The 14619-nt window shown below is 64.7% G+C and carries 12 protein-coding genes; 8 read left to right on the forward strand and 4 right to left on the reverse strand.

Annotation, left to right across the window (positions count from 1 at the left end; all coding sequences use genetic code 11):
* Positions 1-95: 95 nt before the first annotated feature.
* Complete coding sequence (secD, locus tag CJU94_RS02705; RefSeq protein ID WP_095417445.1) at positions 96-2198, forward strand: protein translocase subunit SecD; 2103 nt, start codon at positions 96-98, stop codon at positions 2196-2198.
* Positions 2199-2218: 20 nt separating this feature from the next.
* Positions 2219-3169, forward strand: a complete 951-nt coding sequence (secF, locus tag CJU94_RS02710; RefSeq protein WP_095417446.1) for a protein translocase subunit SecF — start codon at positions 2219-2221, stop codon at positions 3167-3169.
* Positions 3170-3301: 132 nt separating this feature from the next.
* On the opposite strand, the gene CJU94_RS02715 is transcribed toward secF, so the two are convergent.
* The 4 genes from CJU94_RS02715 to CJU94_RS02730 all read right to left on the reverse strand — a co-directional run bounded on the left by CJU94_RS02715 (position 3302) and on the right by CJU94_RS02730 (position 6625).
* The gene (locus CJU94_RS02715) at positions 3302-4579 is read right to left on the reverse strand and encodes an MFS transporter (protein ID WP_095420196.1); all 1278 of its coding nucleotides are present in this window, start codon (positions 4577-4579) and stop codon (positions 3302-3304) included.
* A 276-nt stretch (positions 4580-4855) separates the two neighbouring features.
* Positions 4856-5425 (reverse strand): YceI family protein, encoded by a 570-nt coding sequence (locus CJU94_RS02720; RefSeq protein WP_095420197.1) that lies wholly within the window; start codon positions 5423-5425, stop codon positions 4856-4858.
* Positions 5426-5492: 67 nt separating this feature from the next.
* Positions 5493-6056: a YceI family protein gene (locus tag CJU94_RS02725; RefSeq protein ID WP_095417447.1), complete on the reverse strand. Its 564-nt coding sequence runs from the start codon at positions 6054-6056 to the stop codon at positions 5493-5495.
* Positions 6057-6064: 8 nt separating this feature from the next.
* Positions 6065-6625 (reverse strand): cytochrome b, encoded by a 561-nt coding sequence (locus CJU94_RS02730; RefSeq protein WP_095417448.1) that lies wholly within the window; start codon positions 6623-6625, stop codon positions 6065-6067.
* A 438-nt stretch (positions 6626-7063) separates the two neighbouring features.
* Here CJU94_RS02730 and CJU94_RS02740 point away from each other — a divergent pair, with 438 nt between their 5' ends.
* From CJU94_RS02740 to CJU94_RS02765, 6 genes are all read left to right on the forward strand, one after another.
* A complete protein-coding gene (locus CJU94_RS02740) occupies positions 7064-7819 on the forward strand; it encodes a paraquat-inducible protein A (protein ID WP_095417450.1) in 756 nt (251 codons plus the stop codon).
* 7 nt (positions 7820-7826) lie between these two features.
* Positions 7827-8489, forward strand: a complete 663-nt coding sequence (locus CJU94_RS02745; RefSeq protein WP_095417451.1) for a paraquat-inducible protein A — start codon at positions 7827-7829, stop codon at positions 8487-8489.
* Entirely contained in the window at positions 8482-10140 is a 1659-nt protein-coding gene (locus tag CJU94_RS02750; protein ID WP_095417452.1) for a PqiB family protein, read from the forward strand. Before CJU94_RS02745 ends, CJU94_RS02750 begins: the two co-directional genes overlap by 8 nt.
* Positions 10137-10889: a PqiC family protein gene (locus tag CJU94_RS02755; protein WP_095417453.1), complete on the forward strand. Its 753-nt coding sequence runs from the start codon at positions 10137-10139 to the stop codon at positions 10887-10889. Before CJU94_RS02750 ends, CJU94_RS02755 begins: the two co-directional genes overlap by 4 nt.
* A gap of 1 nt (position 10890) precedes the next feature.
* Positions 10891-13056, forward strand: a complete 2166-nt coding sequence (locus CJU94_RS02760; RefSeq protein WP_095417454.1) for a site-specific recombinase — start codon at positions 10891-10893, stop codon at positions 13054-13056.
* Positions 13057-13187: 131 nt separating this feature from the next.
* On the forward strand, positions 13188-14480 hold the full coding sequence (locus CJU94_RS02765) for a THUMP domain-containing class I SAM-dependent RNA methyltransferase (protein ID WP_095417455.1): 1293 nt from the start codon (positions 13188-13190) through the stop codon (positions 14478-14480).
* Positions 14481-14619 lie beyond the last annotated feature (139 nt).

Below are 14619 nucleotides of genomic sequence, written 5' to 3' on the forward strand. Positions count from 1 at the left end.
CGGCCTCGCCGGCAATCCATGCAATCCGCCGCTGGATCGCCCGCGCTCATCGCCGGACGCATCGCTTCCAAGCCAACCTTCCCGTTGGACCACTCATGAATCGTTACCCCCTCTGGAAATACGCCGTGATGCTGGTGGCTCTGGTCATCGGCCTCGTGTACACGCTGCCCAACCTGTTCGGCGAAGCGCCGGCGGTGCAGGTGTCGAGCGGCAAGGCAACGGTCAAGCTCGACTCGACCACGCTGTCGGCTGTCGAAGCCGCGCTCGCCGCGAATCAGATCAAGCCGGACGACGTCACGTTCGACAACGCGTCGACCAACGCGAACATCCGCGTGCGTCTGCCGGACACCGACACGCAACTGCGCGTGAAGGACCTGCTGCAGAAGTCGCTGAACAGCGACCCGACCGACCCGCAGTTCATCGTGGCGCTGAATCTGCAAAGCGCGTCGCCGCGCTGGCTGACCGCCCTGCACGCGCTGCCGATGTACCTCGGTCTCGATCTGCGCGGCGGTGTTCACTTCCTGCTGCAGGTCGACATGGCCGGCGCGCTCAACAAGAAGCTCGACTCGGACGCTTCGGACGCGCGCACGCTGCTGCGTGACAACAATATCCGCGACGGCGGCGTGAACCGCGTCAACCAGACGGTGGTGATCAATTTCGCCGACCAGGCGAGCGCGGACAACGCATCGAAGCAACTGAGCCGCAGCATCAGCGAACTCCAGTGGGCCTCGCAAGCGAGCCCGGACGGCAGCGTACAACTCGTCGGCACGTTCACGCCGACGGTGCAGAAAGCCGTGCAGGACGCCGCGCTCAAGCAGAACATCACCACGCTGCATAACCGCGTGAACGAACTCGGCGTGGCCGAGCCGGTGATCCAGCAGCAAGGCTCCGACCGCATCGTGGTCGAACTGCCGGGCGTGCAGGACACGGCGAAGGCGAAGGACATCATCGGCCGCACGGCAACGCTCGAAGCGCGCCTCGCCGATCCGGTCAACACGCATCCGAACCCGTCCGATCCGGTGCCGCCGGGCGACGAACTGTTCACGCAAGGCAACCAGACACCGGTGCTGCTGCGCAAACAGATCATCTTCACGGGCGACCGGATTATCGACGCGTCGGCGGGCTTCGACGAACACCAGCGCCCGTCGGTCAATATCCGCCTAGATTCGGCCGGTGGCCGCGCGGTGCGCAGCGTGTCGCGCGACAACATCGGCAAGCCGATGGCCATGGTGCTGTTCGAAAAGGGCAAGGGCGAAGTGCTGACGGTGGCGACCATCCAGTCGGAACTGGGCGACCGCTTCCAGATCACCGGCCAGGCCACGCCGCAAGGCGCCGCCGACCTCGCGCTGCTGCTGCGCGCCGGTTCGCTGGCCGCGCCGATGGACATCATCGAAGAACGCACGATCGGCCCGAGCCTCGGCGCCGACAACATCAAGAAGGGCTTCCACTCAGTGGTGTGGGGCTTCGCGGCGATCGCCGTCTTCATGATCGCGTACTACATGCTGTTCGGCGTGATCTCCATGATCGGCCTGTCGGTCAACCTGCTGCTGCTGATCGCCGTGTTGTCCATGCTGCAGGCCACGCTCACCTTGCCGGGTATCGCCGCTATCGCGCTCGCGCTCGGTATGGCGATCGACGCGAACGTGCTGATCAACGAACGGGTGCGTGAAGAACTGCGCAACGGCGCGCCGCCGCAACTGGCGATCCAGAACGGCTACGCGCACGCCTGGGCAACGATTCTCGACTCGAACGTCACCACGCTGATTGCCGGTATCGCGCTGCTCGCGTTCGGCTCGGGCCCGGTGCGCGGGTTTGCGATCGTGCACTGTATCGGCATTCTCACGTCGATGTTCTCGGCCGTGTTCTTCTCGCGCGGCATCGTCAACCTCTGGTACGGCGGCAAGAAGAAGCTGAAGTCGCTGGCCATCGGCCAGGTGTGGCGTCCGGAAACGGCGCCCGCAGGCCCGGCCGCTTACCTCGGTGACGAAGACGCCGCGACCGACACGGCGCGAGCCATCGCCGCAGCCGCCGCCAAGCCGTCGAAGGCCAAGGCAGCGGTCGCGCAGGCGCGTGCCGGCAAGCCGACCGTGCGCCGCCGCAACGGGCCGGGTTCGTCGACGGGTTCGTCGACGGGTTCGTCGCCGGGTTCCTCGCCGGGTTCCTCGAATACGCCGCAGAAACCGGGTTCATCCCGCTGAGTCCCGGAGAAAACAAGACCATGGAATTTTTCCGTTTCCGCAAAGACATTCCGTTCATGCAGCGCGCGTTGATTTTCAACGCCATCTCGCTGCTGACGTTCCTTGCTGCTGTGTTCTTCCTGCTGCATCGCGGGCTGCATCTGTCGGTGGAGTTCACCGGCGGTACGGTGATCGAAGTGCAGTATCCGGGCGCCGCGCCGCTCGAGCCGGTGCGCGGCACGCTGGGCAAGCTCGGCTACGCGGACGCTCAGGTGCAGAACTTCGGCACCTCGCGCGACGTGTTGATTCGCTTGCCGCTCAAGCAGGGCTATACGTCCGCGCAACAGAGCGATCAGGTGATGACCGCGCTGAAAGCCGAGACCCCGCAGGTGCAACTGCAGCGTGTCGAGTTCGTCGGCCCGCAGGTCGGCAAGGAACTCGCCACCGACGGGCTGCTCGCGCTCGCCTGCGTGGTGGTCGGTATCGTGATCTATCTGTCGTTCCGCTTCGAATGGAAGTACGCGGTGGCCGGCGTGATCGCGAACTTGCACGACGTGGTGATCATTCTCGGCTTCTTCGCGTTCTTCCAGTGGGAGTTCTCGCTGTCGGTGCTGGCCGCCGTGCTCGCGGTGCTCGGCTACTCGGTGAACGAATCGGTCGTTATCTTCGACCGGATTCGCGAGACCTTCCGCCGCGAACGCAAGTTGACCGTGATCGAGGTGATCAACCACGCGATCACCAGCACGATGTCGCGAACCATCATCACCCACGGCTGTACGCAGATGATGGTGCTGTCGATGTTCCTGTTCGGCGGCCCGACGCTGCACTACTTCGCTCTGGCGCTGACGGTCGGTATCCTGTTCGGTATCTACTCGTCGGTGTTCGTCGCTGCGGCGCTCGCCATGTGGTTCGGCGTGAAGCGCGAAGACCTGATCAAGGACAAGAAGGAACGCACGGACGCGGACGATCCGAACGCGGGCGCGCAAGTCTGATCCTGTTGTAGCTTCAGACCTCGCCATGCAAAAGGCCGGTTCATGTTGAACCGGCCTTTTGTGTTTACAGCCGCCCTGCTCTGCTCAGCCGCCCTCCCGCGCGATCCTGAGCGGCAGCACAACGCGCCCGCTTCAGCGAAAACCGAGCTTGCGACGCGCCGCGATCAGCGCGACGAGACTCACCAGCGCGGCGAAAATCAGGTAGTAGCTCGGCGCGGCTTTCGAGCCCGTCACGCTGATCAGCCACGCGATGATGAACGGCCCGAAGCCGCCGAAAATCGTCACCGCAATGTTATAGGCGAGCGACATGCCGGTCGTACGCGTTTGCACCGGAAACATCTCCGACAGCAGACCCGGCAGCGCGGCAAAATAGCCGGTCATCAGAAAGCCGAACACGATCTGCATCGCGATCAGGTTGCCGAAGGTCGGATGCGCAACCAGATACACGAAGGCCGGATAGATCAGGACGAGCAGCAGTAGCGCCGAAATCAGCATGATCGTGGTGCGTCCGTGCCGGTCCGACAGGTGGCCGATCAGCGGCGAGAACACCATCTGGATCAAGCCGGTCAGCGCAATCGCCGCGAACGCGACCGAGGGCGCCAGTCCCAATTGCTTCACGCCGAAGGTCGGCATGAACAGCACCAGATAGGTCGATACGGTGCCGAGCACCACCACGCCGATCGCAATCAGCAGGCGCAGTTTCTGGCTGGTGAAGGTATCGCGCAGCGGCGTCGTGGTCGTTTCGGCCGCGAGGAATTCAGGTGTCTCATCGAGCCTCGTGCGGATGTACCAGGCGACCGGTCCGATCAGCAGACCGAAGAAGAACGGCACCCGCCAACCCCAGGACGCCATTTGCTCAGGCGAGAGCTTGCCCGTGAGCAGCACGCCGAAGCCGGCGGCCAGCAGCGTGGTGAGCCCCTGGCTCGCCACCTGCCAGCTCGCGAAAAAGCCGCGCCGCCCCGGCACATGCTCCGCGAGAAACGCGGTGGCGCTGCCGAACTCGCCGCCCGCCGAAAAGCCCTGCATGAGACGCGCCAGCACGAGGATTACCGGCGCGGCGAGACCGATGCTCCGGTAGGTCGGCAAAATCGCGATGATCAGCGTGCCGCCCATCATCAGCAGGATCGAGAGGGTGAGCGCCGCCTTGCGGCCGGCACGGTCGGCGTATGCGCCAATCACGATCGCGCCGAGCGGCCGCATGAAGAACGACACGCCGAACGTGCCGAGCGTGAGGAGCAGCGAAACCGTATCGTTACCGGCCGGGAAAAACAGCTTCGCGATGACCACCGCGAAAAAACCGTACACCACCAGATCGAACCATTCCAGCGCGTTGCCGATCGAGGCTGCGACCACCGCGCGCCAAGAACTCTGCCGGCTCCCCGCGAGGCTTGCTGCTGTCGTTGCATTCATGCAGATCTCCGATTCGCGCGAAATATTGTTCATGTCGGCGTGGTGCCTGAAGGCCCGACTGGATGCGCGCACAACCAGTGCGGTGCCTGCGCTCTATGTACCCGAAAAATTAATACGGCGCGAGTGCGAAATTGCGCTATGCCGCTGCATAAGGCTTGGCGGGTTTCAGGCAGTCAACAAAAAACCGCTTCGTCGCCAAAGCGAACGAAGCGGTTTCTTGTTGCGACGCAACGGCCGCGCGATTCAATACCCGCGGTCAGCCGACGGGTGAAGCCCTTATTGCTTGATACCTTCGGCTTGAATGTGCAGCTTGGTATCCATGCTGAAGCCGTACTTGGCGCCAAAGTCCATGCCGTAATCGGCGCGGCTGAAATGCGCGCTCGCTTCCACACCGCACACCTCGCGCTTGAGCACCGGGTGCTGCATGCACTTGAACGACTCGATCTTCAGGTTCAGCGGCTTGGTGACACCGTGCATTGTCAGATTGCCGATCACTTCGACCGGTTTGTCGCCGTCGAACTTGATCTCAGTGCCCTTGTAAGTCACCGAAGGATATTTGGCGACGTCGAAAAGCGCGTCCGTCTTCAGATGCTCGTCGAGCTTGCCGTTGCCGGTGTCGATCGAAGCGGGATCGACCGTCACGTCGACCGTACCGGTTTTCGCCGCGCGGTCGAGCGTGACCGTGCCGGAGCTCTTGGTGAACTTGCCGCGCCACACCGACAGGCCGCCGAAGTGATCCGCCTCGAAGCTCGGATACGTGTGGGTCGGGTCGAGCTGATAAGTGTCGGCGGCCGCGAACGCGCCCAATGAGAAAGAAGCAGCCAACGCACCGGCGGCGATCAACAGGGATGTTTTCAATTCGTGCTCCTGGATTCCAGAGAAAAACTGCCGCGCTCACGCGGCGTGGCGAACGTCACTTATGTGCTGCAACGATATGAAACTTGATGACGACGTCGTCGGCGACCACCGAGGTGTCTTTCCATTCGCCGGTGCCGATATCGAATTGCGAGCGCTTGATCGGCAGTGAACCGTCGAAGGTTTGCAGGGCGCCTTGCTGGGACACCGTGACCGGCACCACCACCGTCTGCGATTTGCCCTTGATGGTCAGCTTGCCTGTCACCTTGAACTGATTGCCGCCGGCGGGCGCGATCGCGCTCGAGACGAAGGTGGCGCTCGGATACGTCTTCGCGTCGAACCAGTCCTTGCCGCGCACCTGGTCGTTGTAGCTTTCGTCGCCGAGATCGTAGCTGGCCACGTCGATGCTGAACTGCGCACTGCCGTCGGCCGGTTTTGCCGGATCGAACTTGACCTGCGCGGTGAATTTACCGAATTTGCCTTCCACCGGCACATTCATCTGTTTGGACGTCGCGGTCACCGAACTCTTCGCGACGTCGACTTGCGCCATGGCGCTGCCTGCCACGGTCAACGAAGCCGCGGCGAACGCGGCGAGCATGTAGCGATAAAACGAGACCTTCATGGTTGTCCTTATTTGAGGAAAGGGAGCATGCGCGAAAGCAGGCCGTCGCGATCCAGCCATTGATGCTTGAGCGCTGCCGCGACATGCAGCGCGACCAGCACGAGCAGGGTGTAATTCAGCACGATATGCAGATTCTTCAGGAGCTCCTTGAGGTGCGGATCCGGCGCGATCAGGCGCGGCAGCGGAATCAGCCCGAGGTACACCACCGGCACGTTGGCCGCCGAACTATAGAGGTAGCCCGAAGCGGGAATCGCGATCATCAGCAGATACAGCAGCAGATGCACGAGATGCGCGGCGCCGCGCTGCCAGAACGGCATGCGGCGCGGCATCACGGGAGCCACGTGCGTGGCGCGCCACAGAATGCGCAGGACGGCGAGCGCGAATACCGTCACGCCGATCCACTTGTGCCACGAGAAGTAGCGCAGCTTGGTGGGCGTGAAGCCCGGGATATCGGTCATCACCCAGCCGAGCGCGAAGCCGCACACGATCAGCAGCGCGATCAGCCAATGCAAGGCAATGGCAGTGCGCGTGTACGACTCCTGGTTACCGAATGAAGGATTGAGTGCCATGACAGGTCGACGCAAGCTAGGAAAGGTTAACGGCGCGGGCCGCGCGGATATTCCGCAGGCCGATGCGTCGAGCATCCGCTCGGACGACCGGACGATGCGCGCCACGACACGCGCCAAGGCGGCCATGCTACCCGAACCGGAAAAAACTGGCAGAGCGTGGCGGAGGGCCACGCACGTGACCTTTCAGCGCACATGCCGCGCGCATTGAACATGCATTGGGCGTGCATTGAACAATTAGGGACGGAGACTGTCAGAGCGATACGGATCCAATGTAGGATTCACTGTCCGTCGACGGCCGCCGTGGCGCGCAATCGGGCCTTGGCGCAACAGCCGGTGCGACCGCGGAGCGCCTTTGGTACTATTGCTCCACCCTTTTATCAGACCTGCCAAAGAAACGGGCATTGCACGCTTCCCCTCACACTGTCAGCCCCTTGCCCTATGGAACATGACAACCTGATCGCGTGCCATGAATGCGATACGCTGTTCCGCAAACCGCGGCTGGTCGGGCGCACGGTCGCGCGTTGTCCGCGCTGCGGAGCAACGCTCTACCGCGGCGTATCCCGCAAGCTCGACGCCATCAGCGCCATGACGCTGGGCGCGCTGATCACCTTCCTGATCGCGCAGGGCTTCCCGATCGTCGAACTCGAAACCAACGGCATTACCTCGAAGACCACGCTGTTCGGCGCGCTCATCGCGCTGTGGGACGAGGACATGCAGATCGTCGCGGTCATGGTGTTCTGCTCGACCATCCTGTTCCCGCTGACCGAACTCGTCGCGCTGCTCTACGTGCTGATTCCGCTGCGCGCCGGCTATGTGCCGCATGCATTCAACCGGGTGCTGCGCGCCATTCAATTCGTGCGCCCGTGGGGCATGATCGAAGTCTTCATGCTCGGCATCCTGATCACGATCGTGAAGATGGTGAGCCTCGCGCGCGTGATCCCCGAAGCGGCGTTGTTCGCCTTCGGCGTGCTCACGCTGATGCTCGCCGTGGTGGTCACATTCGATCCGCGCATTCTCTGGGACCTCGCCGACGAACTGGGCGCACGCGACCAACGGCCGCTGCCGCGCACTTCCGCCGACAGTGCGGCGGCCGCCGTCAATTCGGTCGCCGGTCCGCCCGAGGTGCGTGGCGCGGAGCCGTCCGCCTTGCCGCCCGGGGTGCCGCCGGCGCCGCCGGTGCCACGTCGGGGATGAGCACGCCATGAAATACGTCACCGCGAGACGCGCGGGCCTCGTCAGCTGCCACGCGTGCGGACGCGTCGAGCCGCGCATTCGTTCCGTCACGGCGCAGCACTGTTCACGGTGCGGCGCGCACCTTCACTCGCGCAACCCCGACAACCTCATGCGCACGTGGGCGCTGCTGATCGCCGCCGCGCTGCTGTATATTCCCGCGAATCTGCTGCCCGTGATGCATACCGCATCGCTGCTCGGCTCCGAGGACGACACCATCATGAGCGGCGTCGTCTATTTCTGGACCTCGGGCGACTGGCCGCTCGCGGTGATCGTGTTTATCGCCAGCATCATGGTGCCGATGCTCAAGCTAAGCGTGCTGGTGCTGCTCACCGTGACGGCGCAGCGCCGTTCGCGCTGGCGGCCCGATCAGCGCATCACGCTCTACCGGATGGTCGAACGGATCGGACGCTGGTCGATGCTCGACGTGTTCGTCGTCACGCTGACCGTCGCGCTGGTGCGCTTCAAATCGCTAGCCGTCATTACAGCCGGCCCGGGGGCCATCGCCTTCGGCTCGGTCGTGATTCTGACCATGCTGGCCTCCATGCAGTTCGATCCACGGCTCATCTGGGATAACGTGGAAGGCAGCGTGGAAGGCAGTACCCAAAAACCTCAGGACCTCAAACATGACTAGCCCGCAAGAACCGACGCCCGCCTCCGATGCGCCGCGCAACGATTCGAACGGACCGAAGCTGCCGCCCCAACTCCCAGACCCTGACATCGAACCGCGCAGCCGCTGGCTGCCTTCGCTCGTCTGGGTGATTCCGCTGATCGCCGCGTTGATCGGCATCGCGCTCGTGATCAAATCGGTCACCGCGAAAGGCCCGACCATCACGATCAGCTTCGTCAGCGCCGAGGGCCTCGAACCCGGCAAGACCAAAGTGAAGTACAAGGACGTCGACGTCGGCTCCGTGAAGACCATCACGCTGTCGAAAGATCTGTCGCACGTGCTGGTGCAGGTGCAATTGACCAAGGAAGGCGAAGACTTCGCGGTCAAGGATTCGCGTTTCTGGGTCGTGCGGCCGCGCGTCGGCGCAAGCGGCGTCTCGGGTCTCACCACGCTGCTCTCGGGCGCGTACATCGGCGCGGACGCCGGGCACTCGCCGGATAGCGAGAAGGACTTCGTCGGTCTCGAAACGCCGCCGCCGATCACCGGCGACCAGAAGGGCCACCAGTTCGTCCTGCACGGCGACTCGCTCGGCTCGATCGACATCGGCTCGCCGATCTTCTACCGGCGCGTGCAGGTCGGCCAGGTGGTCGGCTTCTCGCTCGACAAGGACGGCACCGGCGTCACCATGCAGGTGTTCGTCTCGGCGCCGTTCGACCAGTACGTCGGCACCAATTCGCGCTGGTGGCACGCGAGCGGCGTCGATCTGCGGCTCGATTCGAGCGGCTTCAAGCTGAACACGCAGTCGCTCGCGACGGTGATCGTGGGCGGCCTGTCGTTCCAGTCGCCGCCCGGTCAGGGCGTGGGCGCGCAGGCGCCGAACAACATGACCTTCCGCCTCGGCTCGGATGAAGCGGATGCGATGCGCGAGCCGGACGGCGTGCCGCTGCGCGTGGTGATGAACTTCAACCAGTCGCTGCGCGGCCTGTCGATCGGCGCACCGGTCGATTTCCGCGGCATCGTGCTGGGCCAGGTGACCAACATCGGCATCGACTACGATCCGAAGACGCGCAGCTTCACCATGCCGGTGACGATGAACCTCTATCCGGACCGCCTCGGCAGGCGCTTCCGCGAAACCGCGCCGGCACCGGGCAGCCTCGCGGGCCAAACCATGCTGCAGCAACTCGTCAAACACGGTTTGCGCGGCCAGTTGCGCACCGGCAATCTGATTACGAGCCAGTTGTACGTGGCGGTGGACATCTTCCCGAAGGCGCCGCCGGCAACCGTCGACGTGGCGAGCGACCCGCTCGAATTGCCGACCATTCCGAACACGCTCGACGAGTTGCAGCTGCAGGTGGCCGACATTGCGAAGAAGCTCGACAAGGTGCCGTTCGACCAGATCGGCAACAACCTGAACAGCGCGCTGAAGAACGCCGACCAGCTCTTCACGCGGCTCGACAAGGAAGTGGTGCCGCAGGCTCGCGACACGCTCGCGGCGGCGAAGCAGACCTTCGGTTCGGCCCAGGCCACGTTGCAGCAGGATTCGCCGTTGCAGTCCGATGTTCACCAGGCGTTGCAGGAATTGACGCGCACGTTGCAGTCGCTGAATGCGCTGTCGGATTATCTGGAGCGTCATCCCGAATCGCTGCTGCGCGGTAAAACAGGAGATAAACCATGATGTTTGCCCGGCTCCCTCTGCCGCCGCGCGGGTTCGCGCGCGGCGCCGCTCTTGCCGGCGCTGTGGCCGGACTGGTCGCGCTGGCGGCATGCTCGTCGCCGTCGAGCCGCTTCTACACCTTGGGAGCGGATAGCGCTGCCGGGGCCGCCGCGCCGGTCAGTGGCCGGACATCGGCTGCGCCAGCGTGGCTGATCGAAGTCGCGCCGATCGACGTGCCGCCGCAGGTGTCGAAGAATCAGCTGGTGGTGCAGACGGGACCGACCCAGGTCAAAGTGCTCGAAGAAGAGCGCTGGGCGTCGCTGCCCGGCGACGAGATCCGGCGCGCGTTGTCGACGAGTCTGACGCAGCAGCTCAATACGATCGACGTGTATGGCACCGCGCACTCCGATGCCACACCGGTGTACCGGGTCAGCATGAATGTGCAGCGCTTCGAGTCATGGCCCGGATCGCACGCGTTGATCGACGCGGTGTGGAGCGTTCGCTCGGTACGCAGCAACGCGGTGATGACCTGCCGCAGCGTGGTCAGCGAACCGGTGAGCGGCAGCTATGACGCGCTGATCGACGGGCATCGGCGGGCGCTGCAGCAGATTTCCGTGCAGGTGGCCTCCGCCGTTAAGGCCATGGCGGCCGCTGCTCCGCAAGCCCAAGGCACCAAGGGCGCATCTTCGGCGTCGACTAAAGGGACGGCCGTGACGGTGGCCGTGCCGGCCTGTCCTTCAACGAACAGCGCTGCGGGGACCGGCGCCTGAAGTGTTCGATTCGTTCAAACGATTTATCAGGAAATGGCGTGCCTCGCGCGACGGCAGTCACCAGCTCGATGCGCTGCTGGCGATCGCCGACCGTGGCGCCCCTTATCCAGAGCGTAGCGAGTGGCTGATCGAACTTGCCCACTGGATTCGCCGGGGCCGCGCGGTCCCATCCGGCACCACCGCTGAAGACGCCGCTCGCCACGCGGCCGCGCCGCATACGCGAATCCGCTATCTCCTCCATGTGCTGGATCGCAACCCCGTCTGGAAGGCCAACGTCGCCGGTATGCTGCGTGCGCTGCTGCGCGAGAGCGACGGCCTCTCGCTGCTGTGCGACGCCGGCATGCCCGTGCATTCGGGCTTCTTCGGTGCGTTGTTCGAACGGCTCGAAGCCGCGTTGATCCCGCCCGCGCCGAACCGGCGCGACCTCACCGCGATCGTCACGCTCATGTTCAGCTCGCAGCGGGACGCCGAATGGATCGCCGCGCTTCCCACCGACCTGCTGGTCCGCATCCGCGCGCTGTTCGACTACGCGGCGGAGGAAGACGAACCACGCGACGCCACGCCGTTTTCGCTCGACCTGCTGGCCGCACTGCATAACCTGACCTGCCAGATCAGCTCGACCGGTCTGTCGCAAACCGTGCGCAGCCGCCTGGGCGGAGCCGATCCGGACGACGGCGGCTTCGCTCACACGCACCGCTGGCGCGACGGCCACGACACGCCCGAAGCCAGCGACATGCGCGTCGCGATGGAAAAGCAACCGTTCTACCGGCTCACCCGCGCGATGCTCGCCGTCGAAGCCGCGCATCAGGCGTTCGTGGCGGGCGCCGCCCAAGACCCGCTGCTGCGCGAGGTCAACTATCTGCGGCTACTGCTCGACGAATGCCGCGCCGCGACCGATAACGTCTTCGCGCATCTCTATCGCAACGGCGTGAGCGTCGACATCGTGTTTCAGGTCGAACGGATGCGCATGCGGATCGTGCGCGCCGAGCATCTGCTGAATGCCTGGATGGCGCACGACGATCTGCACGCCGGCGCGCGTCTCACCGCCGAACTCGTCAACGCGAATCATGCGAGCCAGAGCGTCGCGCACTTGGTGCGCAGCAACTTTTCGCTGCTGGCGCGCAAGGTTGTCGAATACAGCGCCGATACGGGTGAGCATTACATTGCCCGGGATCGCGCCGAATATCTGAAGATGCTGCGCATGGCGGCGGGCGGCGGCCTCGTCACCGTCGTCACGGTGTGCGTGAAATTCGCCATAACCGGCGCGCATTTTCAAGCGATGTTCGAAGGCCTGCTGGCCGGTATCAACTATGCGGCGAGCTTTCTGCTGATGCACTTCCTGCACTTCTCGCTCGCCACCAAGCAGCCGGCCATGACCGCGCCGACGCTTGCGCGGGAACTCGACGGTGTCGGCACGCCGGCGGGGGTCGACAGCTTCGTCAGTTCGGTGACCGCGCTGATGCGCACGCAGGCCGCCGCGGTGCTCGGCAACGTGCTGCTGGTGTTCCCCGTGAGCCTCGGCGTGCAATTGCTATGGCACGCGCTGTTTCACGCCGACATCATCACGCCGGCGAAGGCGCACGCCACGCTGCATTCCTTCTCGCTCTGGGGGCCCACGCCGTTCTATGCCGCGTTGACCGGCGTGCTGCTGTGGTCGTCCAGCCTGCTCGCGGGTTGGGCGGACAACTGGTTCGTGCTGCATCGCGTCGCCGACGCCCTCGCCTATAACCGCCGTCTGCGCCTGACGCTCGGCGCGGCCGGCGCCAACCGCATCGCGCGATTTTGCCGCGCGAATGTGGCAGGGGTGGTCGGCAATATCACGCTCGGCCTGATGCTCGGCTTGGTGCCGGCGATTCTCACCGCATTCGCGTTCTCTTTCGAAGTGCGGCACGTCACGCTCAGCGCCGGCTCGATCGGCGTCGCGCTCGGCGTGCTCGGCCAGGACGCGTTGAAGCTGCCGGAGTTGTGGTGGGCCGTGGCGGGCGTCGGCAGCATGGCGATACTCAACGTGGCCGTGAGCTTTGCGCTCGCCTTCTACATGGCGGTGAAGTCGCGCGACTTGCGGCGCAACGCGGTGCGTTCGCTGCGCGGCGCGATCTGGCAACGGATGTTCCGGCATCCGCTGGAGCTGGTCTGGCCGGCCAAAGCGGCACGCGCGACCAGGTAGCGGCTCGCGGTGCAAACCGCTCGCCGAGCCGCCGCACAGGCGGGCGCGGCTTGCCGCCAGGGCAATCGTGCATGGCGGCCCACCCCGACCGCGTACAATGGCGCCTTATCCAACGCCTTCCGGCAACCTCAATGTCCTTCGATTTCTTCCTCCCTTGCCCGCGCGGCCTTGAAGCTTCGCTTGCGGCTGAACTCGCCGAAATTGCCGCCCAGCACCTGAACGGCGCGCCGTTCACGGCCGGCGCACAAGTGCCGGGCGGCGTGCATTTCCGCGGAGGCTGGGCTGCCGGCATGGCCGCCAACCTGTATTCGCGCCTCGCGAGCCGCGTGCTGCTGAAAATCGCGCATCGTCCGTATCGCAGCGAGCAGGATATTTACGCGCTCGCGGTCGAACAGCGCTGGGAGCAATGGTTCTCGGCGAACGAAACGCTGCGGGTGGACGTCACCGCGATCAAGTCGCCGCTGCGCAGCCTGGAATTCACCACGCTGCGCGTGAAAGACGCGATCTGCGACCGTCTGCGCGAAGTCAGCGGCGCGCGTCCGAGCATCGATACCGCCATGCCGGACGTGCGCGTGTTCGCGTTTCTCACCGCCACCGACTGCACGCTGTATCTCGACACCTCGGGCGACCCGCTCTTCAAGCGCGGCTGGCGTCTCGACAAGGGCGCGGCGCCGCTGCGCGAGAATCTGGCCGCGGGCATTCTGCGTCTGACCGGCTGGACCGCCGGCACGCCCCTGTACGACCCCATGTGCGGCAGCGGCACGTTCCTCGCCGAAGCCGCGCAGGTCGCGCTGAATATCGCGCCGGGCGCGGAACGCCGCTTCGGCTTCGAAAAACTCAAGCAATACGAAGCCAAGACCTGGCAAACGCTGAAGGCCGCTGCGCTCGACGCAAAGCACGCCGCACGCAGTTCGCGCGCCGATCTGCAAATCTTCGGCAGCGATATTTCCGGCGACATGCTCGACAAGGCGCGCGCCAACTTCCAGCGTGCCGGCTTGCCGTCGATTCCGCTCAAGCAGATCGACGCGCGCAACATGACGCCGCCCACGTCCGCCCCGGGCATTCTCGTGGCCAACCCGCCCTATGGCGAACGGATCGAAGTGCGCGGACGCAATGCGCGCGGCGAACTTCGCGAGGGCCGCGGCAATCGCGACAACCGTGAAGACGACGGCTTTCGCCGCGCCCAGGAAGAAACGCCGGACAGCGAATTCTTCCAGTCGCTCGGCGACGCGCTCAAGCAACGCTTCACCGGCTGGCATGCGTTCATCCTGACGTCGGACCGCAAGCTGCCGGGCCAGTTGCGCCTGCGTGAATCGACCAAGACGCCGCTCTTTAACGGCGCGCTCGAATGCCGGCTGTTCCGCTTCGACCTGATCGCGGGCAGCGTGCGGCAGCGGCCGCAAACCGATACGCCGGCGGCTTGAGACATACCGTTTCCTGCACCGCTGCGAGACGATAAAAACCGCGAGCCGCGAACCGGCCTCGCGGTTTTTTTTGGCCTGCGGCCTTGTTCGGCCGCTCGCTGCTTTCATCGCTCCTGCCACTTCCTACTGACACCACGCT

It is taken from the genome of Paraburkholderia aromaticivorans (assembly GCF_002278075.1).
In the GTDB taxonomy this organism is placed as follows: Bacteria; Pseudomonadota; Gammaproteobacteria; order Burkholderiales; family Burkholderiaceae; genus Paraburkholderia; species Paraburkholderia aromaticivorans.

Coding starts and splice junctions, on each gene's coding strand:
- secD (WP_095417445.1), top strand. CDS start 96: ATGAATCGTTACCCCCTCTGGAAATACGCCGTGATGCTGGTGGCTCTG.
- secF (WP_095417446.1), top strand. CDS start 2,219: ATGGAATTTTTCCGTTTCCGCAAAGACATTCCGTTCATGCAGCGCGCG.
- CJU94_RS02715 (WP_095420196.1), bottom strand. CDS start 4,579: ATGAATGCAACGACAGCAGCAAGCCTCGCGGGGAGCCGGCAGAGTTCT.
- CJU94_RS02725 (WP_095417447.1), bottom strand. CDS start 6,056: ATGAAGGTCTCGTTTTATCGCTACATGCTCGCCGCGTTCGCCGCGGCT.
- CJU94_RS02730 (WP_095417448.1), bottom strand. CDS start 6,625: ATGGCACTCAATCCTTCATTCGGTAACCAGGAGTCGTACACGCGCACT.
- CJU94_RS02740 (WP_095417450.1), top strand. CDS start 7,064: ATGGAACATGACAACCTGATCGCGTGCCATGAATGCGATACGCTGTTC.
- CJU94_RS02745 (WP_095417451.1), top strand. CDS start 7,827: ATGAAATACGTCACCGCGAGACGCGCGGGCCTCGTCAGCTGCCACGCG.
- CJU94_RS02750 (WP_095417452.1), top strand. CDS start 8,482: ATGACTAGCCCGCAAGAACCGACGCCCGCCTCCGATGCGCCGCGCAAC.
- CJU94_RS02755 (WP_095417453.1), top strand. CDS start 10,137: ATGATGTTTGCCCGGCTCCCTCTGCCGCCGCGCGGGTTCGCGCGCGGC.
- CJU94_RS02765 (WP_095417455.1), top strand. CDS start 13,188: ATGTCCTTCGATTTCTTCCTCCCTTGCCCGCGCGGCCTTGAAGCTTCG.